This window comes from Paenimyroides tangerinum, assembly GCF_003865405.1.
Classification (GTDB): domain Bacteria; phylum Bacteroidota; class Bacteroidia; order Flavobacteriales; family Flavobacteriaceae; genus Flavobacterium; species Flavobacterium tangerinum.
In genome coordinates this window covers 17,214-42,417 of record NZ_RQVQ01000005.1, presented here as the reverse complement: position 1 = coordinate 42,417, position 25,204 = coordinate 17,214, and the positions used below count along the sequence as shown (strand labels likewise).

Annotated in this window: 31 protein-coding genes; 26 read left to right on the top strand and 5 right to left on the bottom strand. The window is 31.8% G+C overall.

The window, feature by feature from the left end:
* The first annotated feature begins 19 nt into the window (after nucleotides 1-19).
* The 12 genes from hemA (at nucleotide 20) to EG240_RS02945 (ending at nucleotide 10,135) form a co-directional block, all read left to right on the top strand.
* Complete coding sequence (hemA, locus tag EG240_RS03000; RefSeq protein WP_125017278.1) at nucleotides 20-1,279, top strand: glutamyl-tRNA reductase; 1,260 nt, start codon at nucleotides 20-22, stop codon at nucleotides 1,277-1,279.
* Nucleotides 1,272-2,195 carry a hydroxymethylbilane synthase gene (gene hemC / locus EG240_RS02995; protein ID WP_125017276.1) on the top strand — a complete coding sequence of 308 codons (924 nt, stop codon included), beginning with the start codon at nucleotides 1,272-1,274 and terminating at the stop codon, nucleotides 2,193-2,195. Before hemA ends, hemC begins: the two co-directional genes overlap by 8 nt.
* Nucleotide 2,196: 1 nt before the next feature.
* Nucleotides 2,197-2,859 (top strand): uroporphyrinogen-III synthase, encoded by a 663-nt coding sequence (locus tag EG240_RS02990; protein WP_125017274.1) that lies wholly within the window; start codon nucleotides 2,197-2,199, stop codon nucleotides 2,857-2,859.
* Between the two features lie 47 nt (nucleotides 2,860-2,906).
* Entirely contained in the window at nucleotides 2,907-3,932 is a 1,026-nt protein-coding gene (gene hemE, locus EG240_RS02985) for a uroporphyrinogen decarboxylase (protein WP_125017272.1), read from the top strand.
* A 57-nt stretch (nucleotides 3,933-3,989) separates the two neighbouring features.
* Nucleotides 3,990-4,538, top strand: coding sequence for a transposase (locus EG240_RS02980; protein ID WP_125017270.1), 549 nt, complete (start codon nucleotides 3,990-3,992; stop codon nucleotides 4,536-4,538).
* A gap of 91 nt (nucleotides 4,539-4,629) precedes the next feature.
* A complete protein-coding gene (locus EG240_RS02975; RefSeq protein WP_125017268.1) occupies nucleotides 4,630-4,989 on the top strand; it encodes a hypothetical protein in 360 nt (119 codons plus the stop codon).
* Between the two features lie 308 nt (nucleotides 4,990-5,297).
* Nucleotides 5,298-6,203 carry an oxygen-dependent coproporphyrinogen oxidase gene (gene hemF, locus EG240_RS02970; protein WP_125017266.1) on the top strand — a complete coding sequence of 302 codons (906 nt, stop codon included), beginning with the start codon at nucleotides 5,298-5,300 and terminating at the stop codon, nucleotides 6,201-6,203.
* Nucleotides 6,191-7,141: a DUF4421 family protein gene (locus tag EG240_RS02965; protein ID WP_125017264.1), complete on the top strand. Its 951-nt coding sequence runs from the start codon at nucleotides 6,191-6,193 to the stop codon at nucleotides 7,139-7,141. The genes hemF and EG240_RS02965 overlap by 13 nt, the downstream gene beginning before the upstream one ends.
* Before the next feature lie 39 nt (nucleotides 7,142-7,180).
* Nucleotides 7,181-8,128, top strand: a complete 948-nt coding sequence (locus EG240_RS02960) for a DUF4421 family protein (protein ID WP_125017262.1) — start codon at nucleotides 7,181-7,183, stop codon at nucleotides 8,126-8,128.
* Between the two features lie 45 nt (nucleotides 8,129-8,173).
* Nucleotides 8,174-9,172, top strand: a complete 999-nt coding sequence (hemB, locus tag EG240_RS02955; RefSeq protein WP_125017260.1) for a porphobilinogen synthase — start codon at nucleotides 8,174-8,176, stop codon at nucleotides 9,170-9,172.
* Between the two features lie 6 nt (nucleotides 9,173-9,178).
* Nucleotides 9,179-9,568 carry a c-type cytochrome gene (locus EG240_RS02950; RefSeq protein ID WP_125017258.1) on the top strand — a complete coding sequence of 130 codons (390 nt, stop codon included), beginning with the start codon at nucleotides 9,179-9,181 and terminating at the stop codon, nucleotides 9,566-9,568.
* Nucleotides 9,569-9,721: 153 nt separating this feature from the next.
* Entirely contained in the window at nucleotides 9,722-10,135 is a 414-nt protein-coding gene (locus tag EG240_RS02945; protein WP_125017256.1) for a CBS domain-containing protein, read from the top strand.
* A 56-nt stretch (nucleotides 10,136-10,191) separates the two neighbouring features.
* On the opposite strand, the gene EG240_RS02940 is transcribed toward EG240_RS02945, so the two are convergent.
* The 4 genes from EG240_RS02940 to EG240_RS02925 form a co-directional block, all read right to left on the bottom strand.
* Nucleotides 10,192-10,587 carry a hypothetical protein gene (locus EG240_RS02940; protein WP_125017254.1) on the bottom strand — a complete coding sequence of 132 codons (396 nt, stop codon included), beginning with the start codon at nucleotides 10,585-10,587 and terminating at the stop codon, nucleotides 10,192-10,194.
* Entirely contained in the window at nucleotides 10,584-11,978 is a 1,395-nt protein-coding gene (gene aspA / locus EG240_RS02935; RefSeq protein WP_125017252.1) for an aspartate ammonia-lyase, read from the bottom strand. The genes EG240_RS02940 and aspA overlap by 4 nt, the downstream gene beginning before the upstream one ends.
* A 70-nt stretch (nucleotides 11,979-12,048) precedes the next feature.
* On the bottom strand, nucleotides 12,049-12,411 hold the full coding sequence (locus tag EG240_RS02930) for a YraN family protein (protein ID WP_125017250.1): 363 nt from the start codon (nucleotides 12,409-12,411) through the stop codon (nucleotides 12,049-12,051).
* A complete protein-coding gene (locus EG240_RS02925; RefSeq protein WP_125017248.1) occupies nucleotides 12,412-13,308 on the bottom strand; it encodes a S66 peptidase family protein in 897 nt (298 codons plus the stop codon). It lies immediately after the preceding gene.
* Nucleotides 13,309-13,528: 220 nt separating this feature from the next.
* On the opposite strand from EG240_RS02925, the gene EG240_RS02920 reads away from it, so the two are divergent.
* From EG240_RS02920 to EG240_RS02910, 3 genes are all read left to right on the top strand, one after another.
* Complete coding sequence (locus EG240_RS02920; protein WP_125017246.1) at nucleotides 13,529-13,843, top strand: hypothetical protein; 315 nt, start codon at nucleotides 13,529-13,531, stop codon at nucleotides 13,841-13,843.
* 71 nt (nucleotides 13,844-13,914) lie between these two features.
* Nucleotides 13,915-15,507 (top strand): SulP family inorganic anion transporter, encoded by a 1,593-nt coding sequence (locus EG240_RS02915; RefSeq protein ID WP_125017244.1) that lies wholly within the window; start codon nucleotides 13,915-13,917, stop codon nucleotides 15,505-15,507.
* Between the two features lie 39 nt (nucleotides 15,508-15,546).
* The gene (locus EG240_RS02910; protein WP_125017242.1) at nucleotides 15,547-16,185 is read left to right on the top strand and encodes a carbonic anhydrase; all 639 of its coding nucleotides are present in this window, start codon (nucleotides 15,547-15,549) and stop codon (nucleotides 16,183-16,185) included.
* Nucleotides 16,186-16,243: 58 nt separating this feature from the next.
* Here EG240_RS02910 and EG240_RS02905 read toward each other — a convergent pair whose 3' ends face one another.
* Nucleotides 16,244-16,831, bottom strand: coding sequence for a riboflavin synthase (locus tag EG240_RS02905; protein WP_125017240.1), 588 nt, complete (start codon nucleotides 16,829-16,831; stop codon nucleotides 16,244-16,246).
* Between the two features lie 55 nt (nucleotides 16,832-16,886).
* On the opposite strand from EG240_RS02905, the gene pdxA reads away from it, so the two are divergent.
* The 11 genes from pdxA to EG240_RS02850 all read left to right on the top strand — a co-directional run bounded on the left by pdxA (nucleotide 16,887) and on the right by EG240_RS02850 (nucleotide 25,203).
* Nucleotides 16,887-17,933 carry a 4-hydroxythreonine-4-phosphate dehydrogenase PdxA gene (gene pdxA / locus EG240_RS02900; protein ID WP_125017238.1) on the top strand — a complete coding sequence of 349 codons (1,047 nt, stop codon included), beginning with the start codon at nucleotides 16,887-16,889 and terminating at the stop codon, nucleotides 17,931-17,933.
* Between the two features lie 73 nt (nucleotides 17,934-18,006).
* Nucleotides 18,007-18,576 carry a YceD family protein gene (locus EG240_RS02895; RefSeq protein ID WP_125017235.1) on the top strand — a complete coding sequence of 190 codons (570 nt, stop codon included), beginning with the start codon at nucleotides 18,007-18,009 and terminating at the stop codon, nucleotides 18,574-18,576.
* A gap of 9 nt (nucleotides 18,577-18,585) precedes the next feature.
* On the top strand, nucleotides 18,586-18,780 hold the full coding sequence (gene rpmF / locus EG240_RS02890) for a 50S ribosomal protein L32 (RefSeq protein WP_125017233.1): 195 nt from the start codon (nucleotides 18,586-18,588) through the stop codon (nucleotides 18,778-18,780).
* 171 nt (nucleotides 18,781-18,951) lie between these two features.
* Nucleotides 18,952-19,953, top strand: coding sequence for a beta-ketoacyl-ACP synthase III (locus EG240_RS02885; RefSeq protein ID WP_125017231.1), 1,002 nt, complete (start codon nucleotides 18,952-18,954; stop codon nucleotides 19,951-19,953).
* Nucleotides 19,954-19,981: 28 nt separating this feature from the next.
* Nucleotides 19,982-20,464 (top strand): acetyl-CoA carboxylase biotin carboxyl carrier protein, encoded by a 483-nt coding sequence (accB, locus tag EG240_RS02880; RefSeq protein ID WP_125017229.1) that lies wholly within the window; start codon nucleotides 19,982-19,984, stop codon nucleotides 20,462-20,464.
* A gap of 67 nt (nucleotides 20,465-20,531) precedes the next feature.
* Complete coding sequence (gene accC / locus EG240_RS02875) at nucleotides 20,532-21,881, top strand: acetyl-CoA carboxylase biotin carboxylase subunit (RefSeq protein ID WP_125017227.1); 1,350 nt, start codon at nucleotides 20,532-20,534, stop codon at nucleotides 21,879-21,881.
* Between the two features lie 137 nt (nucleotides 21,882-22,018).
* Nucleotides 22,019-22,216: a cold-shock protein gene (locus EG240_RS02870; RefSeq protein ID WP_125017225.1), complete on the top strand. Its 198-nt coding sequence runs from the start codon at nucleotides 22,019-22,021 to the stop codon at nucleotides 22,214-22,216.
* A gap of 288 nt (nucleotides 22,217-22,504) precedes the next feature.
* Entirely contained in the window at nucleotides 22,505-22,870 is a 366-nt protein-coding gene (locus EG240_RS02865) for an NADH-quinone oxidoreductase subunit A (RefSeq protein WP_125017223.1), read from the top strand.
* A gap of 13 nt (nucleotides 22,871-22,883) precedes the next feature.
* Complete coding sequence (locus EG240_RS02860) at nucleotides 22,884-23,435, top strand: NADH-quinone oxidoreductase subunit B (protein WP_125017221.1); 552 nt, start codon at nucleotides 22,884-22,886, stop codon at nucleotides 23,433-23,435.
* A gap of 1 nt (nucleotide 23,436) precedes the next feature.
* Nucleotides 23,437-23,958, top strand: coding sequence for an NADH-quinone oxidoreductase subunit C (locus EG240_RS02855; protein ID WP_125017219.1), 522 nt, complete (start codon nucleotides 23,437-23,439; stop codon nucleotides 23,956-23,958).
* Nucleotides 23,959-23,967: 9 nt separating this feature from the next.
* On the top strand, nucleotides 23,968-25,203 hold the full coding sequence (locus EG240_RS02850) for an NADH-quinone oxidoreductase subunit D (protein ID WP_125017217.1): 1,236 nt from the start codon (nucleotides 23,968-23,970) through the stop codon (nucleotides 25,201-25,203).
* Nucleotide 25,204: the final 1 nt, after the last annotated feature.

The following is a 25,204-nucleotide window of genomic DNA, read 5'->3' as shown; positions in this document are numbered from 1 at the left end:
TTTATTAGGATTAGTAAGAATGGAAGAAAACAACAAAATGAAGCATACGCATTTTTATGTAGTTGGATTGAATTACAAAAAGGCAGATGCCGAAACAAGAGGGAAATTTAGTTTAACAGAACAAGCAAAATCTCAATTGCTTGAGCAAGCTAAATGTAATGGAATTGAATCTATGATTGCTATTTCTACCTGCAACCGTACTGAATTGTATGGATTTGCAGAACATCCTTTTCAATTAATCAGTTTATTATGTGAATATAGTAATGGAACCGTTGAAGATTTTCAGCGTGTTGCTTACGTGCACAAAAACAACGAAGCTATCTCTCACCTTTTCAAAGTAGGAACAGGAATGGATAGTCAAATTTTAGGTGATTTTGAAATCATCAGCCAAGTAAAGACTGGATTCACTGATGCCCGAGAAAAAGGTTTAACTACAAATTATTTCGAAAGATTAGTAAACGCTGTTATCCAAGCTAGTAAACGCATTAAGAATGAAACAGAAATTAGCACTGGTGCAACTTCAGTTTCGTTTGCGTCTGTTCAATATATAATGAACAACGTTGAAAACATTAGCGATAAGAATATTTTACTTTTCGGAACAGGAAAAATCGGTCGAAATACGTGCGAGAATTTAGTAAAACACACTAAGAATAATCAAATTACTTTGATAAATCGCACAAAGGATAAAGCTCAGAAAATCGCAGGTAAATTTAATTTAATCGTAAAAGATTATGCAGATTTACAAGCAGAGATTCAGAAAGCTGATGTTTTAATAGTTGCAACTGGCGCACAAAATCCTACCATAGATAAAGAAATCTTAAATTTAAAGAAACCTATTTTAATTTTAGATTTATCGATTCCAAAAAATGTTAATGACAATGTTTTGGAATTAGAAGGTGTTGAATTAATTCACCTTGACCAATTATCTCAAATGACAGATGATACCCTTGAAAAACGTAAACAATACGTTCCGCAAGCAATGGCAATCATCGAAGAAATAAAAGAAGAATTCATTACTTGGACACAAGCAAGAAAATTCGCTCCTACGATTCACGCCTTAAAAGCAAAGCTTGAAGAAATCAAATCTAATGAACTGAATTATCAGAAAAAGAAAATTGTTGATTTCAACGAAGAACAAGCCGATTTAATAAGTAGTAGAATCATTCAAAAAATTACGACACATTTCGCAAATCACTTAAAAAGTGAAGAAACTGAAATCGAAAATAGTATTGAATGGATTGAAAAAGTGTTCCAATTAGAAACTGCTAAAAATGAGTAAAGTTATACGAATTGGTACGCGCGATAGCGAATTAGCACTTTGGCAAGCGCATACTGTACAAAAAAAATTAAACGATTTAGGTTATAAAACAGAAATTATCGCAGTTAAATCTGACGGAGATATTATTCTTGATAAACCTTTATATGAATTAGGAATTACAGGAATTTTCACAAAAACATTAGATGTTGCAATGATTAACGGAAAAGTTGATATTGCAGTTCATTCAATGAAAGATGTTCCTACAGCTTTACCTCAAGGGATTATTCAGGCAGCTGTTTTGGAAAGAGCCAATACTTTAGACATTTTAGTTCACAAAGGGAATTTTGATTTCTTAAACGAAAACGGAACAATTGCTTCTGGAAGTTTAAGAAGAAAAGCGCAATGGCTTAACAAATACCCAACGCATTTAGTTGAAGATTTACGTGGAAACGTAAACACCCGTATGCAAAAATTAAAAGACAACAACTGGAACGGAGCTATTTTTGCCGCTGCTGGATTGGAAAGAATCAATTTAAAACCTTCTGAATTTATTGATTTAGATTGGATGATTCCTGCTCCTGCTCAAGGTGCGATGTTAGTTGTTGCGATGCAAGATGATGAATATGTTTTGGATGCAGTTGGACAACTAAATCATCTAGAAACAGAAATCGCAACTTACATTGAACGTCAGTTTTTACGTACATTAGAAGGTGGATGTACAGCACCAATCGGAGCTATTGCAAAATACAACGAGAAAGATGATACGATGTATTTCAAAGGAGCTTTGTTTTCTTTAGACGGAAAACAAAAGTTTGAAGTAGAAAAAACAGTTCCATTGATTGAATGGAAAAAATTAGGATTCTTCGCTGCTAAAGAAATTTTAGAAAAAGGAGGAGCTCAATTAATGGAAGAATTACGCAGTCAATTAAAAAAATAAAATGAAAAACATCAGCATTTTATCGACAAAAAAACTAAAGAGCAATCAAAAGGAACTTTTGTTGAATGCAGATTTTTCAGTTGATGAAGCTGATTTCATTAAAATAAAATCGATTTCATTTCAAATAAAAAACAAACCTGATTTATTACTTTTCACTTCACAAAACGGTGTAAAAAGCGTTTTAGAAAGTGAAACACTTAATGAATTAAAACAAACACCTGCAATTTGTGTTGGATCTAAAACCAAAAAACTTTTAGAAGACAATGGTTTTACGGTTTTAGAATCTGAAGAATATGCTAGCGACCTCGCTCCTATTATTCAAAACAAATTCAATAAAAATCATATTGCTTTTTTTGCAGGAAATTTAAGACGTAACGTTTTGCCTATTGCAATGCAAAAAGCAAACATTATATATGATGAATATTTGGTTTATGAAAACACTCCAAACCACGAAAAAATAAATTCAGTTGTAAATGCTATTTTATTTTTTAGTCCGTCTGGAGTTTACAGTTACTTAAACCAAAACAAAATCGAAAACCAAATCTGTTTTTGCATAGGCACTACAACTGCCGAGGCACTTTCAGGAATCACAACAAACATTGTTATTGCAAACCAACAAACCGTTGAAAATGTAATAGAACAATGTATTAATTATTACAAATAGATTTTAGCTTTTAGCTTTGCTATTAGCTGCAAATACAAACAGAAGATATGTTAAAAAACGATTTATTTCTAAGAGCTTTAAAAGGAGAATCTGTTGAAAGACCTCCAGTTTGGATGATGCGTCAAGCAGGTAGATATTTACCAGAATTTCGTGCAATACGTGAAAAATACGATTTCTTTACACGTTGTAGAATGCCAGAAATTGCTGCAGAAATCACTGTTCAACCTATCAACATTGTAAAGTCTGATGCTGCTATTTTATTTTCCGATATTTTAGTAGTTCCACAAGCAATGAACATTGAAGTTCTAATGAAAGAAGACGTTGGACCTTGGTTACCAAATCCTATTCGTACAGCTCAAGATGTAGAACAAGTAATTGTTCCGAATATTGAAGAAACTTTGGGCTATGTAATGGAAGCAATTAAAATTACCAAAGAAATGTTGAACAATGAAGTTCCGTTAATTGGTTTTGCAGGTTCACCTTGGACTATTTTCTGTTATGCTGTAGAAGGACAAGGATCTAAAAGCTTTGACAAAGCAAAAGGATTTTGTTTCTCTCAACCAGAAGCTGCTCACGTATTATTACAAAAAATCACAGACACAACTATCGCTTACTTAAAAGAAAAAGTAAAAGCTGGTGTTGATGCTGTTCAAATTTTTGATTCTTGGGGAGGAATGCTTTCTCCGGTAGATTATCAGGAATTCTCTTGGAAGTACATCAACCAAATTGTTGAAGCTTTAGCTGAAGAAACTGAAGTTATTGTTTTCGGAAAAGGATGTTGGTTTGCCTTAGGCGATATGGCAAAATCAAAAGCATCTGCTTTAGGAGTTGATTGGACTTGTTCTCCTAAAAACGCACGTTTGTTTGCAGGAAACGAAATCACACTTCAAGGAAACTTTGACCCATCAAGATTGCTTTCTCCAATTCCAACAATCAAGAAAATGGTTCACGAAATGATTGACGAATTCGGAAAAGATAAATTAGTGGTAAACCTTGGCCACGGAATTTTACCAAATATTCCAGTAGATCACGCGAAAGCATTTATTGAAGCTGTGAAAGAATATAATAAATAGGACTGATCCTGCAAGGTTTTAAAAACCTTGTAGGATTCTTTTTTAAAAATAAAATTTGTGAAACTTGAAAAATTACAAAACGAACATTTTTACCACATTTATAATCGTGGAATAAATGGCTGTAATATTTTCAAATCAGACAAAAACAAGCAATATTTCTTAAATAAGATAAAAACACAATTAGAAAATGTTCTTGAAATTTATGCATATTGTTTAATGGATAATCATTTTCATTTTTTAGTTAAAATTTTAAACGAGAATGAAGTAATTCAAAAACTTTCAAATGTATTAAATGCTTATGCTAAAGGATTCAATAAACAAGAAAATCGTACTGGAAGTTTATTTGAGAAACATTTCAAAAGAATACAACTTCAAAATGAAACCTATTTAAGAAACTTAATCATTTATATTCATAAAAACCCATACCATCATCTAGATTTAGATTTTGAAAAATATAGATTCTCATCATATCAAGCGTTTATAACTAATAAAGAAACTAAACTTGCAAGAAATAAAGTACTCGAATTGTTTTTTAATCAGTCAAATTTCATTAGTTCACATCAAATAGAATTTGAAATTCTAATAGAAAATTATACACTTGAATAAGTTAAATTATAATAGATTATTGCTAACTTTAATACCTACAAGGTTTACAAAACCTTGCAGGACAAAATGCTGAGAACTAAAAACTACTAAAATGCTCACAAGTAAAAAAGACGAAATTCAACAAAGATTAAATTCCATATTACAACGTTTATCTGGAATTACATTTGTCCCTGATAATTGGAACGAAGCTTTGTTTTGGGAAACCATTGAAGAAAGCGGATTTTCACAAGAAGAAATTCTAAACGAAGATGAAAATGTTTTCTTTCAGAAATTTATAGAAAACGAATGGCCTTGGGAACAAATGGAAACCTTTACTGATATTTTAGTCGGTTTTGAAAAAAAGCAACCAAATGAATTATTAAAAGAAAGAGCCAAACATTTATATCAATTTATTTTAAACGAAAGTAAAATGTTCTCGTTTGAAATTATGAATAAGATGGCGAAATTATAATTTATGTTAAAAATTAAACTGGCAACTATTCCAATTATAGTTTTTTGGATATGGTCTATTTACAACTTATATGCTATTACTGATTATTGGATAAATCCTTACCAACCGTATAAGTTATTTATAAACATATCTCATACCTTTTATGTTTCATTAGGTACTATATGGGGATTATTTGCTATTAATTGGTTCAATAAAATACATTATAAAAGAAATCTAGAATTAATTATTATTCCGTTAGTTATTTTATTAGCTGTTATGCTTTGTAACATGATATTCATTTTAACAGAATAATAAAAATCATCAAAAAAATGAAAGATAAATTTTACCAATATATACAAAAATTACAAGATACTATTACTTCAAAATTAGAAGAAGTTGATGGCGCAGCGAAATTTCAAGAAGATTTATGGGAACGTCCAGAAGGTGGCGGTGGAAGAACACGTGTTATTGAAAACGGTGCTGTTTTTGAAAAAGGCGGCGTAAACATTTCTGCCGTTCACGGTCATTTACCAGAAACCATGCAAAAAGCATTTAACGTAGGTGATGTAGATTTCTTTGCATGTGGTTTAAGTTTGGTTATTCATCCTAAAAACCCGATGGTTCCAACGGTTCATGCAAACTGGCGTTACTTTGAAATGTATGATAAAGAGGGAAATAAAGTCGGTTCTTGGTTTGGTGGTGGACAAGATCTAACGCCGTATTATTTATTTGATGAAGATGCGATTCATTTTCACCAAGTTTGTAAAACAGCATGTGACAAACACAATCCTGAATTTTATCCGAAATACAAAAAAGTATGTGATGAATATTTTTGGAATGCACACAGAAACGAAGCACGTGGAATTGGCGGTTTATTCTTTGACCATTTGATTGAAAACGATGAGATGTCAATGGAAGATTGGTACAATTTTGTCACCGAAGTTGGAAACAGTTTCTTAGAATCTTATGTTCCGATTGTGGAAAAAAGAAAAGATTTACCTTTTACAGAAGCAAACAGAACTTGGCAAGAAATTCGTCGAGGTCGATATGTTGAATTCAATTTAGTTCATGATAAAGGAACTATTTTCGGGTTAAAAACAAACGGTCGTATTGAATCGATATTAATGAGCTTACCTCCGCACGTTCAATGGGTTTATGACCATCAACCAGAAGCGGGTTCGATAGAAGAAAAATTAATTAAGGTTTTAGCACAACCAAAAAAATGGGTAGATTAATATATTTAAATATAATTTTTATTTGCTTTTGCGCACAACAAAACTTTGCACAAAAAGATTCATTGAATCAATATATGGTTTCGTATGCTGAAAAAGTTATTGTAAGTGCGAGTTTTCAAAGCGATACAGATTCGTTTGTTTTAAGCCAGGATATTGATAGCGAAAGACGCAATTTAGAATTCTATCCAAATATTAAAAATAAAATAACCTTTGGGCTAACATACAAAATGATTGACATATCATTTGGTTATACTCCGTGGTTTTTAAGATCAAATGCTGATAAATATAAGGCTAGTAACATGAATTTTGCTACGCGATTTAATCATAAAAAATGGTATCAATCAGTAGAATTCGTTAAACAAATGGGCTTTTTTACAGAATTTCTTGATGACAAAAGTTTGTATTTACCATCTTTTAGATCCATTAAAATTGGCGGAACGACTTCATATGTTTTCAATGAGAAATTTTCATACTCGGCATTATTCAATCAAAATCAATGGCAGATCAAAAGTGCGGGAAGTTTTGTACCAAACTTTTCATTCTTTTATACCAGCTTATTAAACAAAGATGATAAGGCAGATTTCAATTTACAGATGTATAGTTTCTCATTGTCGCCATCCTATTATTATACTTGGGTTATAAACCGAAGGGTGTTTTTATCTGGTGGAGCAGGTGTTGGCGCAGGTGTTGAAATTCATAACAAAAAAACATCTCCACTTTGTCAGGTCATATTTAATTCAAAATTAGGTTATAATACAACTTCTTTTTATAGTTACTTGGAGGTCAATAACACCAACATTCTGTTCAACGAAAATAGAGCTCGTTTAGACGACACTTCATTGAATGCTTTGATAGCAGTTGGTTTTAGGTTTGATCCACCTAAAAAAATAAAAAAAGTATATGATGACGCAATAAAATTGATACCGAAAAAACTTTAACAACAATTAGAATAATACTTGTAAAACAAAAAAGCTTTGATGAATAAAATCATTATTTCAATAATATTTTTCTTTTGTTGCAATATACTTTCTTCACAGAATGATACGCTTAATAATTATTTTATTTCATATGATGAAATGATAATAACAAGCATTTCGATTGAAGAAATTAATGACACTTTTTATATAGGTTACAAAGATCATTTAGAAAAATACAAAGCAGAATTAACACCTAATTTTGAACGAAAATTAAATTTTAATTTTACGTACAAAATAATTGATTTTGCCATTGGATATACACCAAATTTTCTAAAATCGAATAAAGCACAGAATCGATCAAGAAATTTTAATTTCGCTTTCAGATTGAATCATAAACAATGGTCGCAATCTTTTATGTATTTAAATCAACGAGGGTTTTATTTAGATCTTGACAATACTATTGAACATTTTTACTTTCCGCAATTTAGATCGACAAAAGTAGGTGGAACTACTTCGTACATTTTCAATAAAAAGTATTCCTATCAAACCTTATTTAATCCAAATGAATGGCAAAGTAAAAGTACAGGAAGTTTTATTTTGCATTTTACAGGATATTATTCAAAGTTGGAATCTGAAAAAAAAGAAGATGAATTAAATATAAACATCTATTCGATAACAACTTCTCCGTCATATTATTATAACTTTGTAATTAATAAGAAAATATTAATTGGTGCAGGTGTCAATTTAGGAATAGGTGCAAATATTGTTAACGGTGTTGTGGATCCATTAATTGAATTAGCAACGAATATTAAAATCGGATACAATACAGACAATTTCTTTTCGTCAATTGGATATAATGGTACTTCATTAGCTTTCGAAAATCGTAGAGAAAATTATAACAATACTTTTAATGCAATCAAATTTGAAGTTGGATATCGATTTAAAACGCCTAAAAAAGCAAAAAAAATATATGATGATGCTCTAAATCTCATTCCAATAAAATTATAATATCAAAAGTAAAAACAAATAGCAGGTTGCTAAAAATTAAAAAATATGTTTCCATTACACAGAGGTAGAAGATTAAGACAAAACGAATCAATCAGAAGTTTGGTTCGTGAAACAAGTTTAAGTCCAGCAGATTTTATGTTCCCAATGTTTATTGTGGAAGGAGAAAATCAAGAAATTGAAATTTCATCGATGCCTGGAATTTTCCGTCGTTCAATTGATTTAACAGTTAAGGAAGTTAAAGAATTATTCGATTTAGGAATTCGTGCTGTAAATATTTACGTTAAAGTTAGTGACGATTTAAAAGACAATACAGGAAAAGAAGCTTGGAACCCGAATGGATTGATGCAAAACGCAATTCGTGCCATCAAAAATGCAGTTCCAGAAATGATTGTAATGCCGGATGTTGCTTTGGATCCATATTCAATGTACGGTCACGATGGAATCATCAAAAACGGTGACGTTGAAAACGATACAACTGTAGAAGCTTTAGTAAAAATGGCCATCTCTCACGCAGAAGCTGGCGCTGACTTTGTTGCTCCTTCTGATATGATGGACGGACGAATTTTACGTTTACGCGAAGGTTTGGATGCAGCCGGATTTATCAATGTTGGTATTATGAGTTATTCTGCTAAATATGCTTCGGCATTTTACGGACCATTTCGTGACGCATTGGATTCAGCTCCAAAAGAAACTGGAGAAGTTGTTCCTAAAGATAAAAAAACATACCAAATGGATTATGCAAACCGAATTGAAGCTATTAAAGAAGCAGTTTGGGATGCAGAAGAAGGTGCTGATATGGTTATGGTTAAACCAGGTACAGCCTATTTAGATATTGTTCGTGAAGTAAAAGATAACGTTAATGTTCCGGTTGCGGTTTATCACGTTTCTGGCGAGTATGCTATGATTAAAGCTGCTGCAGAAAAAGGATGGTTAGACCACGATAAAATTATGATGGAACAATTGATGTGTATTAAACGTGCTGGAGCTAGTTTAATTTCAACTTATTTTGCGAAAGAAGCTGCGGTTTTATTAAACAAAAAATAAATTGATATGAAAAAAATTTTAGGATTAGCATTAATCGCTATTTCTTTAGCATCTTGCGGAAAGAAAGAAGAAAAAAAAGAAGAGGTTTTATATCCTGAAACTGCATTATCTGCAGAAGAACAATTAATTTCAAACGGAAAAGAATTATTTGAAAGTAATAAAGCTGCTTGTGCATCTTGTCACTTAGCAGACAAAAAAGTAATTGGTCCGAGTATAAAAGATATTGCAAAAATATACAAAGAACAAAACGCTTCGATTTTTGATTTTTTACGTCAGAAATCTGAACCAATTGTTGATCCATCGCAGTATGAAGTTATGAAAACGAATTTCGCGATTATCAAATCATTTTCAGATGAAGAAATAAAATCATTAGAAGCTTATATGTTGAGCTTATAGAAATCAAAACCGAGTCAAAAACTCGGTTTTATTTTTTTAAATAACACATTAAGATACAAAATATAATTCAATTTTGAACTAATAAAAATCAGCTCATTTCACACATTCTATTCGGACTTTTGTTATACAGAAAAACCTAAAACTAGATAAATTATGAAACAAAGAGTTCCCGTTTCTCAAATTATGGCAAAAGCTTTAATTGTTGTGAATCCAACAAAAAAAATTAGTGAAGTAAACCAAATGTACAATGAATATGGAATTCGTCATATTCCGGTTGTTGATGGCTCAAAAATTATTGGAGTTATTAGTAAAAACGATGTTCAAAAATTAGGATTCGGAACAAGCGAAGAAAACTCAGAAGCCTTAAATGCAATTTACGATTCGTTTGAATTAAAAAACGTAATGGTTAAAAATCCGATTACGGTAACGGCGGATACAAACATTAAAGATGTTGCTGAGATTTTTTATAATCAAAGTTTCCATTCGCTTCCAGTAATTGAAAACGAAGAAATAGTTGGTATTGTAACTACAACCGATATTGTGAAGTATTTATTAGACCAATATTAATAAATTTAAAACAAAAAGATAAAACCTCCCGTAATTCAGGAGGTTTTATCATTATATTACTGCTGAAAAATTAATTTTATATTTAAACTAGACCGAACATTAAGTTCTTTATATTTTGCAGGGTTCCATTTTCCCTTCTCAGAAATTAAGTCATTTAACTGAATCATGTCATTTTCTGTTGGCTTCCATTCTTCAGAAATTACAATTAAATTAGAAATGCTTCCATCTTTTTCGACAATAAATTTTAAAATAACTTCTGAAAAACTCAAATTCCATTTAGATTTCATGTCAACCATCAATGTCTTTTTATAGTCATCGATATTTTTTTCTGAAGGATTTGCTTTTTGCTGAACAAAATTATGAATTCTATCTTCTGGACTATTTAAGTTTTCCTGAGCAAATCCAAAATTAGAAAACAAAATCATAAAGCATAAATAAATTACAATTTTCATAGCGGTCCAACCATATTTTTCGGGTCGAGAATTTCATCTAATTGTTCTTTACTCAATAAATTTTGGTCTAAAACCAATTGATAAACACTTTCCCCAGTTTCTAAAGCTTGCTTTGCTATTTTTGTACTTGCTTTATAACCAATATGCGGATTCAAGGCAGTTACAATCCCAATGCTATTTTGGACTTCATTTTTTAAATGTTCTGCATTTGCAGTAATATCATCAATACATTCTTTTCGTAAAGTATCCATAGCGTTAGTCAAATATTGCATTGATTCCATAATCGAAAAACCAATAATCGGTTCCATTACGTTTAATTGCAATTGACCAGCTTCAGCAGCAAAAGCAACGGTTAAATCATTTCCGATAACTTTAAAACAAACTTGATTTACAACTTCTGGAATTACCGGATTTACTTTCCCTGGCATAATTGAAGAACCAGGCTGCTTTGGTGGGAGATTAATTTCAAATAAACCAGCACGCGGACCAGAAGCTAACAAACGTAAATCATTACATATTTTAGAAAGCTTAATACTCAACTTTTTCAATGCACCTGAATATTCAACAAAAGCACTTGTATCTGAAGTTGCTTCAACCAAATTCTCTGCAAGAACAACAGGTTCGTTCAACAATTCGGCAATTTCTTTGGTGCATAATTCGGCGTAACCAGGAGCAGCATTTAAACCTGTTCCGATGGCAGTTGCTCCCATATTTGTTTCAAGAAATGATAAACTCACACGTCTTAAAGCTATAATTTCTTTTTTTAAAGTAATGGCAAAAGCTTCGAATTCTTGTCCTAAAGTCATCGGAACAGCATCCTGAAGTTGCGTTCTTCCCATTTTTATTAAGTGATGAAATTCACCTGCTTTTTTATCAAATGCAAAAAACAATTTTTCAAGAGCGAAAACCAATTGCTTATTCATATCAAACAAAGCCAATTTCAAAGCTGTTGGATACGCATCGTTTGTAGATTGTGATAAGTTTACGTGGTCATTTGGAGAACAAAAAGTATAATCTCCTTTGGCTTTTCCTAAAAATTCTAAACCAAGATTAGCAATTACTTCGTTGGCATTCATATTTACAGAAGTTCCCGCACCGCCTTGAATCATATCAACTGGAAACTCGTCGAAATAATTACCTTGAATTAATTCGTTTGAACCAAATTCAATAGCTTTATAAATATCTTCAGATAATAAACCCAACTTAAAATTTGCTTTTGCAGCTCCAAGCTTTACAATTCCTAAAGCACGAATAAATTCTTTATAATCTGATAATTTGTGATTTGATATTTTGAAATTGTTAACAGCTCTCTGAGTTTGAACGCCATAATATGCATTTGCAGGTACTTGAAGTTCACCTAACAAATCGGTTTCTAATCTAAAATCTTCCATAATTTAGTTTATTTTTTTCTAAATTACAAAAAACCAAAGACTTAATACAAAACGAGAAGTTATTTTTTGATTAGAAATGATAAAAGGCATCTTCGATATGTTCGATATCAAAAACACCTTCTTTATTTTTATGAATAGCGATTACATCAAAACGGATTTCGAAATCAAGATTATTCGTTTCAACGTAATGATTAATTGCTTTTACTAATAATTTAATTTTAGCTGGTTTGATAAAATCTTGCGGTAAACCATAAGCAATCGAAGTTCTGGTTTTCACTTCAACAACGATTAAAGTATTTTCTAATTGTGCAATGATATCGATTTCGGCTTTCTGAAAACGATAATTACGTTGCAGAATTTTATATTTCTTTTCTTCTAAAAAAGAAATTGCCAAATCTTCACCAAATTGACCTAAATCGTTGTGTTCTGCCATTTACAAAAAGTTTACTTCAACTTTATTTTCGGTAACTTCAAATGAAATTTCTTGACCCAATCGCAACGCACGATTGTCTTTTACGTGACCCGCAGGAAAATCAAAACATATTGGAAAATCATATTCTGAAGTTACATCCTTAATGATTCCAATGGCATCCAAACCAAACGGAATTGAATTATCATGCATATCGGTCATTCCGCCAACAATCAAACCTTTTAAATTTTTAAAATATCCGTTGCGTTTCAAATTTTGCATCATTCGGTCAATGTGATATAAATATTCATCTAAATCTTCAATATACAAAATTTTACCATTGGTATCAATACTTGATTCTGAACCTAACAAACTATAAATAATAGATAAATTTCCACCTACCAACTCACCTGTAGTTTTTCCTATTCGATTATCAGAATGAGAAGAAATTTCATACGATAAAGATTCTCCAAATAAAGCTTTCTTTAGCGATTCGATAGAAGTTTCAATTGTATTCGGAACTGTATAAGGCATAATTCCGTGAATCGTTGAAACACCTAAAGTATTTATATGCGAATGAAGAACGGTGATATCGCTGAATCCAACAATCCATTTTGGATTTTGAAGAAACTTATCAAAGTTTAAATTATCAATGATTCGAACAGAACCATATCCGCCACGAGCAATCCAAATGGCTTTTATCTCAGGATTATCAAGTTGTGCTTGAAAATCTGCAGCACGTTCCTCATCAGAACCACCTAACTGAAAATTATCTAAACCAATTGTAATTCCTAAAACAGGAATTAAATCCCAGCTTTTCAGTAAATCCATCGCAGGTTGTGCTTCAATAGCAGTAAATTTTCGCGCTGTACAAACAATTGCAACTTTGTCTTGTGGTTTTAAATAATTTGGTTTTTTCATAAGTTAAAAGAAACTAATTAGTAGATTTATATTGATTTACAAAAATATAATAATATAATCAACCATAGAAATTTATGTAGTAAACAAAAAAAACAAATTAAAATTACATTATCTTTAATTTTACGAAACATACATTAAACACTAGGTAAAACACGTTAATTTTTTCTTATTTTTTTTAAAGATGCTTTAAGTTTTTAAAATATTGAAGTAATTTAGCAACATGGTAAAAGCAATAAATATTTTATTACTATTCGTCTTTATGAATTTTATGTCTGCTCCGACTGTAGCGTCGGTTTTGGATATAGATTTACCTATGGCTGGATTAACAATGTCTGAAGAAGAAGAAACACATTCTTCAAATAAAAAAAATAATCCAATTTCTGAAGAAGAAGATTTAAAATATCTTTCTTTATTTTTCACACCTTTTTTTAATACGGACTCTAAATACATGAATGAATTTGGTACAGAAACCATTCATTCTATTAACGACGATTTAGTCCTAAAAATACCATCACCACCTCCCGAATTAGCTTAAGTTTTAACGATTTATATCCAATGTTTTCACATCTGGATGTACCACTTATGTTTTAACTTAACAAAATTTAAATGAGTTTTAGTAATATTAAAGACGGAATTTCTCAAAATTTCGCACCCGGTTTGGTTGTCTTTTTAGTAGCCTTACCACTTTGTCTTGGAATTGCATTAGCTTCTGGAGCACCACCTTTATCAGGTATTATTTCAGGTATTATCGGAGGAATTGTTGTTGGATTTATTAGTAATTCAAACATCAGTGTTTCTGGACCAGCAGCTGGTTTAACTGCAATTATTGTATCAGCAATCACAGAATTAGGAACTTTTGAATTATTCTTAACAGCAGGATTAATCGCCGGAATCATTCAATTGGTTTTAGGATTTATTCGCGCAGGAAGTATTTCAAATTATTTTCCAAATAACGTTATCGAAGGAATGCTTGCCGGTATCGGTATAATCATTGTTTTAAAACAAATTCCTCACGCATTAGGTTTTGATAAAGATTATGAAGGAAACCAAACTTTATTTGAAGACGGTTTCAATATGTCTTATTTCTCAGAATTATTCTCATCAGTTCACACAGGAGCAATCATAGTTACGTTGGTTTCTATGGCTATTCTTTTGACTTGGGATAACGTTGCAACATTAAAGAAAATCAAAATGTTACCAGGAGCATTAGTTGCTGTTGTTGCAGGTATTTTACTTAATCAATTATTTATCGCAACAGGAAGTTCATTAGCAATTAGCTCTGAACATTTAGTTACTTTACCCGTTCCACAATCAGCTGAGGATTTCAAAAACTTAATTACAATTCCTGATTTCGGAGGATTCGCAAATCCACAAGTTTGGATTGTTGGAGCAACGATTGCAATTGTAGCTTCTATTGAAACGTTATTATGTATCGAAGCTTCTGACCGTTTAGACGTAAAAAGAAGAATTACTGATACAAACTTAGAATTAAAAGCTCAAGGAATTGGAAACTTAATTAGCTCTGTTATTGGAGGTTTACCTATGACTTCTGTTGTTGTTCGTAGTTCTGCAAATGCAAACGCAGGAGCAACTTCAAAAACATCAGCAATCATCCACGGAGTTTTATTATTGGTTTGTGTAATTTCTATTCCATTCATCTTAAACTTAATTCCACTTGCAACTTTAGCAGCGGTATTGATTTTAGTAGGATATAAATTAGCTAAACCAGCAACGTTTATGCATTTCTGGCACAATGGAAAATACCAATTCATTCCGTTCTTAGCAACTGTTTTAGCTGTTGTATTTACAGATTTATTAAAAGGAGTTGGAATTGGATTATTAATTTCAATCATCTATATCCTACAAGGAAATATGAAACGCGCTTACTATTTAAGCCGTGAAGAATTAAACGAAACAGATGATTTCACAATCAAATTAGCGGAAGAAGTTTCTTTCTTAAACAAAGCAGCAATCAAAAAAACAATTAAAAATGTAAAACCTGGTTCAAAGGTTACGATTGACGCTTCTGGAACTTCTTATATCACAACAGATGTTTTAGAATTAATTCAAGATTTTGCAAACGTAAGAGCAAAAGAAGAAAACATTACTGTGAATTTAGTTGGCTTCAAAACTTCGTATAAAGAATACGCAGAAGACAAAAATTCACACATTAACATCACTCACAATGGCGCTATTTAATTTAGCCCATATAATTAATTTTTAAAGAATAATATCATTATGAAAGCACATACAGCAGAAACTTTAGCAACAATGACACCAGCTAAAGCAATCGATTTTTTAAAAGAAGGTAACCAACGTTTTATCAACAACTTAAAAGTTAATAGAAATCTTTTAAATCAAGTTAACGAAACAAAAGACGGACAATTTCCATTTGCAATTATCTTAAGTTGTATGGATAGCCGTACTTCATCTGAATTGGTCTTTGACCAAGGTATTGGAGATATTTTCAGTTTAAGAGTTGCAGGAAATGTTTTAACTGACGATATGATTGGAAGTATGGAATATGCTTGTAAATATGTTGGAACAAAAGTTATCTTAGTTTTAGGACACAGTAAATGTGGAGCTGCAACCGGAGCTTGTAAAGGTGGAGCACCAGGTAAATTAGGTCAGGTTTTAAACAAATTCGATGTTTCAATCAAAGAAGTAAAAGAAGAAATGCCAAATGTAGAGCAGTCTTCAACTGAGTTTATCGAAGCAGTTGCAAACCATAACGTAATCCACACAATGGACGCTATTTTAGAACAAAGCGATGTATTAAAAGAATTATTTATGAGTGGCGAAATCGGAATCGCTGGAGCATATTATAATGTTGATAATGGTGAAGTTGAATTCTTAAAAGAACAATTACACGATTAATTTCTTAGTTTATAGTTATAAAAAAATCCTGCTGATGCAGGATTTTTTGGTTTTATATCTATTTTAAACTCATCAGTTTAGAAACATACTTCCCTACTACATCAAATTCTAAATTAACTTGAGTTCCAACTTTATATGTTTTAAACAATGTATTCTCTAACGTATAAGGAATAATCGCGACACTAAATGTATTTTTACCTGAATTCACAACAGTCAAACTCGTTCCATCAACAGTAATTGAACCTTTTTCGATTGTAATATTATTTTTAGCAAAATCGTATTCGAAAGTAAAATAGATACTTCCGTTTGCATCTTCAATAGCAACACACACAGCAGTTTGATCAACATGTCCTTGAACAATATGTCCATCTAAACGAGCACCCAATAACATTGCACGTTCCAAATTAACAAAATTACCAACTTGCCAATTCCCAATAGTAGTCTTCTCAACCGTTTCTTTAATCGCAGTAACTTTATAAATCGAATCCTTGATTTCAACAACTGTTAAACATACACCATTATGAGCAACACTTTGGTCAATTTTCAACTCATTTGTTATTTTTGATTGTACAAATAAATGCACATTATCATTTTCGTGAACAATTTCCTTAACTTCACCAAAGGTTTCAACTATACCAGTAAACATATCTTGAATTATTTTACTAAATTTGCAACAAAATTAGCAATAATTAAAATTAGTTATGTGTAAAAAAGGAGAAAATATAATATTAGGAATTTCAATCGGTGACATGAATGGCATCGGTCCTGAAGTTATCTTAAAATCTCTTGAAGATACAAGAATGATGGAGCTTTGTACGCCGGTTATTTTTGCAAATGCAAAATTAGTTTCTTTCATCAAGAAATCAGTTGGTTGTACTTTATCGATTCATTCCATTGATTCCATAGACCAAATACAATTAGGAAAAATCAATGTTCTGAACATTTGGAAAGAAGGAGTTAATTTAGAAGTTGGTAAACTTGACGACAAAGTTGGTAAATATGCAATTAAATCATTTGTTGCTGCAACAGAAGCATTAAAGAAAAACGAAATTGATATTTTAGTAACTGCACCAATCAACAAATACAACATTCAATCAGAAGATTTTCATTTTCCTGGACACACAGACTATTTAAACGAACAAATCGAAGGAAATGCATTGATGCTAATGATTTCCGAGAATTTAAGAATTGGATTACTTACTGACCATTTACCAATAAACGAAATTTCTGAAGCAATCACACCTGAATTAATCAAACAGAAAATAAAAACAATTAATCAAAGTTTGATTCAAGATTTCAACATCATCAAACCTAAAATTGCTTTATTGGGATTAAATCCTCACAGCGGAGATAACGGTGTAATTGGTAAAGAAGAAATCGAAACTATTTTCCCAACCATTAAAGAATTATTAAACGAAGGTTATATCGTAAACGGTCCATTCTCTGCAGATGCTTTTTTTGGAAACGAACAATATTTAAATTATGATGCCGTTGTTGCTTGTTATCACGACCAAGGTTTAATTCCATTTAAATCGTTATCATTTGGAGAAGGCGTGAATTACACAGCTGGTTTAGAAAAAATAAGAACTTCACCAGATCACGGAACAGCTTATGATATCGCAGGTAAAAACATAGCAAATCACACATCGTTCACAGAAGCAATTTATGCAGCTTTAGACATTTATAAAAATAGAAACGCGTATTTAAAAAGCAAAGAAGCTCCGCTTTACGAGAATAAAAAAAATTAATAACAAAAAAATGTTCATAACCCATTTGTTATAATATTATTTTTTTATCTTTGCACGCTCAAATAGGTCCGTTATGGTAACTGAAAAAGATTTTTTAATTCCTTTTGTAGGATTAAAAGACGGAAAACATCAATTTGAATATCATATTACAAAATCATTTTTTGATTTATTTGAATATGAAGATTACAATGAAGCTGACGTAAAAGTAGATTTAGTTTTAAATAAAAAACCTACAATGCTTGAGCTTTCATTCAATCACACAGGAACAGTAAATGTACCTTGCGATGTATCAAACGAAGATTTTGATTTAGAAACAGAAGGAAATCTAAATCTTATTATTAAGTTTGGTGAGGAATTCAACAACGACAACGAAGAATTATTAATAATTCCTCACGGAGAATTTCAAATCAACGTAAGTCAATACATTTATGAGATGATAGTTCTTTCGGTACCTTACAGAAGAGTAAGACCAGAATTATTAGACGAAATTCTAGATGAAGACGATTTCGACTTTTTAGATTTTGATGATGAAATAGACATCGAAATTGAAGAAGAAGATTCAACAGAAGAAGAACAAGAGAATACAAATAAAGAAATTGACCCTAGATGGGATAAATTAAAACAACTATTAACGGATAAATAATATTGTAAGATGGCACATCCTAAGAGAAAAACCTCGAAAACAAGAAGAGATAAAAGAAGAACTCATTACAAAGCAGTAGCACCAACAATCGCTACTTGCCCAACAACTGGTGAAGCTCATTTATACCACAGAGCACATTGGCATGAAGGAAAATTATACTACAGAGGTCAAGTTGTAATTGACAAAACTGAAGCTGTAGCTTAATTTTGTAAAAAACTAAGTTAAACTCTCACGTTTGTGGGAGTTTTTTTTTTGACGAAATCATTCAAAAAAACCCGATTTTTTACAATTCTCAACAAAAAAAAGCTCTATTTCGATTTTTTTTTGTAATTTTCGAGACTTTTTGGTCTTTTAAAAAATACAAAGTAAACCCTTATGACAAAGATTACAGCAGCCATTACAGCCGTTGGTAAATATTTACCTGAGTTTGTATTATCAAATACTATTTTAGAAACTTTGGTAGAAACTAATGACGAATGGATTACTTCTAGAACAGGAATTAAAGAAAGAAGAATATTAAAGGAAGAAGGTCAAGGAACTTCATTCTTGGCAATTAAAGCAGCCGAAGATTTATTAAAAAAATCTAACACAGACCCAAAAGAAATTGATTTAGTAATCATAGCGTCAACAACGCCTGACATGCCAGTTGCTTCAACAGCAGTTTACGTAGCAACGCAAATTGGTGCAACAAACGCATTTGCATATGATATACAAGCAGCTTGCTCAGGTTTTCTTTTTGGAATGTCAACAGCTTCAGCTTATATTGAATCTGGTCGATACAAAAAAATCTTATTAATTGGAGCAGATAAAATGTCTTCAATTATAGACTATACTGACCGTGCAACTTGTATCATTTTTGGAGACGGTGCAGGAGCTGTTTTATTCGAACCAAACACAGAAGGTTTAGGAATTCAAGATGAAATATTAAAAAGCGATGGTATTGGAAGAGAATTTTTAAAAATCGATGCAGGCGGATCTATACTACCAGCTTCAATTGAAACCATCCAAAACAAACAACATTTTGTTCATCAAGATGGAAAAACAGTTTTCAAATACGCTGTTTCTGGAATGGCTGACGTTAGCGAAAAAATCATGAAAAGAAACAATCTAACCAACAATGATATAGATTGGTTAATTGCTCATCAAGCTAACAAAAGAATTATTGATGCAACAGCAAACAGAATGGAATTAGAAGAATCTAAAGTACTAATAAACATTCACAGATACGGAAATACTACATCAGCTACTTTGCCATTATTATTAGCTGATTTTGAAGATAAATTTAAAAAGGGAGATAACTTAATTTTTGCTGCTTTTGGTGGTGGATTTACATGGGGATCAATCTATTTAAAATGGGCTTATACAAGTAAACAATAAAAAAACTAACAAACTAACTCAGAATTATATGGACATTAAAGAAATTCAAAATTTAATTAAATTCGTAGCGAAATCTGGTGCTACTGAAGTTAAATTAGAAATGGATGATTTCAAAATCACCATCAAAACAACAACAGAAGGTGCTGCTGAAACTGCTTATATTCAACAAATTCCTGTTCAAACTCAATCAATCGCTCCAGCTACTACACAAGCAGCTCCTGCAGCTACAACTGAAACACCTGCAGCGACAGAAGCTATTGACAACAGTAAATACATCACTGTAAAATCACCAATTATCGGAACTTTCTACAGAAAACCATCGCCTGACAAACCTGCATTCGTAGAAGTAGGAACTACAATTAAACAAGGAGATGTTTTATGTGTAATCGAAGCAATGAAATTATTCAACGAAATCGAATCTGAAGTTTCAGGTAAAATTGTAAAAGTATTAGTTGACGATTCTTCTCCAGTTGAATTTGATCAACCATTATTCTTAGTTGATCCATCTTAATTTGAAGTAAAATCATTTGAATTGATTTCAAATTTTTCAAATTGTTTAACTTTCAATTTAAAATCAGATGTTTAAAAAAATATTAGTTGCAAACAGAGGTGAAATTGCTTTACGTATCATAAGAACATGTAAAGAAATGGGCATTAAAACAGTAGCTGTTTACTCAACTGCAGATGCAGATAGTTTACACGTACGTTTTGCTGACGAAGCCGTTTGTATCGGACCTGCACCAAGTAATCTTTCGTATTTAAAAATGTCGAATATTATCTCTGCTGCAGAAATAACAAATGCTGACGCAATTCACCCTGGATATGGATTCTTATCAGAAAACGCTAAATTTTCTGAATTATGCCAAAAACATGGAATCAAATTTATCGGTGCATCTCCTGAGATGATCGAAAAAATGGGTGATAAAGCAACGGCTAAAGAAACAATGAAAGCAGCCGGTGTACCTTGCGTACCAGGTTCTGAAGGACTTTTAGCTTCATTAGAAGATGCAAAAAAAGTAGCTTTAGAAATCGGTTTACCAGTAATGATGAAAGCAACTGCTGGAGGTGGTGGTCGCGGAATGCGTGAAATCTGGAATATTGAAGATTTAGATAAAGCTTGGGAAAGTGCTCGTCAAGAATCAGCTGCAGCATTTGGAAACGACGGTATGTATATGGAAAAACTTATTGTTGATCCACGCCATATCGAAATTCAAGTTGTAGGAGATTCTTACGGAAAAGCTTGTCATTTATCAGAAAGAGACTGTTCTATCCAACGTCGTCATCAAAAATTAACAGAAGAAACTCCTTCTCCATTTATGACTGACGAATTACGTACAAGAATGGGTGAAGCTGCTGTAAAAGCTGCTGAATACATTAAGTACGAAGGAGCTGGAACTATCGAATTCTTAGTTGACAAAGATCGTAATTTCTATTTTATGGAAATGAACACTCGTATCCAAGTAGAACATCCAATTACAGAACAAGTTATCGATTACGATTTAATACGAGAGCAAATTTTAGTTGCTGCTGGAGTGCCTATCTCTGGTAAAAACTATCTACCTCAACTACACTCAATCGAATGTCGTATCAATGCAGAAGATCCATTTATGGACTTTAGACCTTCTCCAGGAAAAATCACAACATTACATGCTCCAGGCGGACACGGTGTTCGTTTAGACACACATGTTTATTCTGGATATACAATTCCACCAAATTACGATTCAATGATCGCTAAATTGATTACTACTGCACAAACACGTGAAGAAGCAATTAGCAAAATGAAACGCGCATTAGATGAATTTGTTATTGAAGGAATCAAAACTACAATACCATTCCATAGACAATTAATGGACAATCCAGATTATGTAGCAGGAAATTACACCACTGCATTTATGGATTCATTTGTTATAAAAAAGCAAGAAGAGTAATAAAAATCAGCCTTACGGCTGATTTTTTTCATTTAAAAATATTCTATTAAAAAAAAATAAAAAAAATAAGATAAAAACTTGACTACTTTTAAAAAAAGTATATCTTTGAATATTATTAATTATTATTTTATATTAAAATGAGAACAGGTAAAGTTAAGTTCTTCAACGAATCAAAAGGATTCGGATTTATTACTGATGATCAAACAGGTAACGACATCTTCGTACACATCTCAGGAATCAAAAGTAGAGAATTACGTGATGGAGACTCAGTTTCTTACGTAGAATCTGACGGTAAAAAAGGTACTATTGCATCAGAAGTTGTTGTTATAGACTAATTATATTTAAATATATATTTACACCTTACTTAAAAGGGCTATTTCTTAACGAAATAGCCCTTTTTTTTATTTAAAAACTACATTAACAGAATTACAAATCGTGTACTTTTTTATAGAAATAATTTAATTCTAAAAAATATCATCTAAATTTAATCTGATGATTTTATTTATAAACATTCTAAATTAAGTCAAAAACCCTTTCGGAATCAAATATAAAAACATGTTATACTCAAAAATTTATAATATAAATTTATATTTGTGAATTATAAGTTAAATAAAAACATAAATATGCAATCTAGTCAATTTGATTTAGTACCGATACTTATGCAGCTAGGCTTTGCGGCAGGTTTCGTTGTTTTAACAATTATTGGTTCTAGCTTTTTAGGACCAAAAAGAGCGTCAAAAAACAAAGACCAAAATTTCGAATGTGGAATTGAGTCGATAGGTAACGCTAGAATTCCCTTCAATATAAAATATTTCTTAGTAGCAATCTTATTCGTTCTTTTTGATGTCGAGGTAATTTTTATGTATCCTTGGGCAGTAAACTTCAAAGAATTTGGATGGGATGGCTTATGGAAAATGGGAATCTTTATGTTTTTATTAGTTGTAGGACTTCTTTACGAATTCAAGAAAAAAGGACTTGAGTGGGATTAATTTAATTTAAGTTATGAGTAAAAATTCAAAACCAAATTTGGTAAATGCACCAAACGGTTATGCTGGCGAAGGCTTCTTCGCTACAAAACTAAATGAAGTAGTAGGTTTAGCTCGTGCAAACTCAATGTGGCCACTTCCTTTTGCAACTTCTTGTTGTGGAATTGAGTATATGGCAACTATGGCAGCAACTTATGACATTGGTCGTTTTGGAGCTGAACGTATGAGTTTCTCTCCCCGTCAAGCGGATATGCTTCTGGTAATGGGAACAATCTCTAAAAAAATGGCACCAATCTTACGTCAAGTTTACGAACAAATGGCAGAACCAAGATGGGTTATTGCAGTTGGAGCTTGTGCATCTTCAGGAGGTGTTTTCGATACCTATTCTGTTTTACAAGGAATCGATAAAGTAATTCCAGTTGATGTTTACGTACCTGGTTGTCCACCACGTCCAGAACAAATTTTAGATGGAATCTTAACTTTACAAGAAATCGTTAAAAGCGAATCTGTTAGAAGAAGAAGTTCAGATGAATATAAAGAATTATTAAACTCATATAACATCAAATAAAATGAGCTTAGATAACCAAACCATTCAAAAGAAATTAGTCGATACTTTTGGTTTAGATATTATAGAATTTCACGAATCACACGACATTTTAACTTTTGAAATAAACAGTAAAAAAAATCACGAAATCATTAAATTCTTGAAAGAAGATAAAGATTTAAACTTTAATTTCTTGACAGATGTTTGTGGTGTTCATTTTCCGGATTACGAAAAAAACAGACAATTTGCTGTCGTTTATCATTTACACAATTGGTATAAAAATGTTCGTATTCGTATAAAGTGTTTTACAAGTACAGATAATCCAAATGTTGATTCTGTGGTAGATCTTTACAAATCAGCAAACTGGCAAGAAAGAGAAACATACGATTTCTATGGAATTAAATTCAATAATCATCCACAAATGAAACGTATTTTAAATATGGATGAAATGGAATCATTCCCACTTAGAAAAGAATTCCCGATGGAAGACCAAGGACGTACTGATAAAGACGATCGTTTCTTCGGAAGAATACCTAATAATTGTTAAAAAACGCATATGTCTGACTTACTATTAACCCCAGAAAATCGTTTTCAAAAACAAATTGAAGAACGCCTAAAAAAAGACGGTGTTGAATTATCAGTTTTAAACTTAGGACCAACCCACCCTGCTACTCACGGAATTTTCCAAAACATTTTATTGATGGATGGAGAAACAATTCTTGATGGTGAAGGAACTGTTGGATACATACATAGAGCATTTGAAAAAATTGCTGAAAACCGTCCATTTTACCAAATCAACGTTTTAACCGATCGATTAAATTATTGTTCATCTCCTATCAACAACACAGGTTGGTGGATGACGGTTGAGAAAGCTTTAGGAATTGAAATCCCAAAACGCGTTCAATATTTACGTGTAATTATTATGGAATTAGCTCGTATTGCAGACCACATTATTTGTAGTTCAGTAATGGGAGTTGACACTGGAGCTTTAACAGGTTTCTTGTACGTAATGCAATACCGTGAAAAAATTTACGAAATCTACGAAGAAATCTGTGGTGCTCGTCTAACTACAAACATGGGACGTATTGGTGGATTTGAACGCGAATGGTCTGAAACTGCTTGGAGAAAAATTGATGAATTCTTAAATGAATTCCCAGGTGTTTGGTCTGAATTTGAAAACATGTTATCTCGAAACAGAATTTTCATGGATCGTACCATCGGAGCTGGAGCTGTTCCTGCAGAAATGGCAATGAGCTACGGCTTTACAGGTCCAAACCTTCGTGCTGCTGGAATTGATTACGATGTTCGTGTGGCACAACCTTATTGTTCTTACGAGGATTTTGATTTTGATGTTCCTGTTGGACAAAACGGAGATTGTTATGATCGTTTTTGCGTACGTAATGCTGAAGTTTGGGAAAGTATGAAAATAATTCGCCAAGCAATCGCTAAAATGCCAGAAGGCCCTTATCATGCAGATGTTCCAGAATATTATCTTCCTCCAAAAGAAGATGTTTATCAAAATATGGAAGCATTAATTTATCACTTCAAAATTGTAATGGGAGAAATACCTGTTCCAAATACAGAAGTTTATCATGCTGTTGAAGGTGGAAATGGTGAATTAGGATTTTACTTAATCACAAACGGAAGTCGTGTTCCGTATCGTCTACACTTCCGCAGACCATGTTTTATTTATTACCAAGCATTTAACGAAATTGTAAAAGGCAGAAGTTTATCAGATGCTATTATCACACTTTCTAGTATGAACGTTATTGCGGGAGAATTAGACTGTTAAT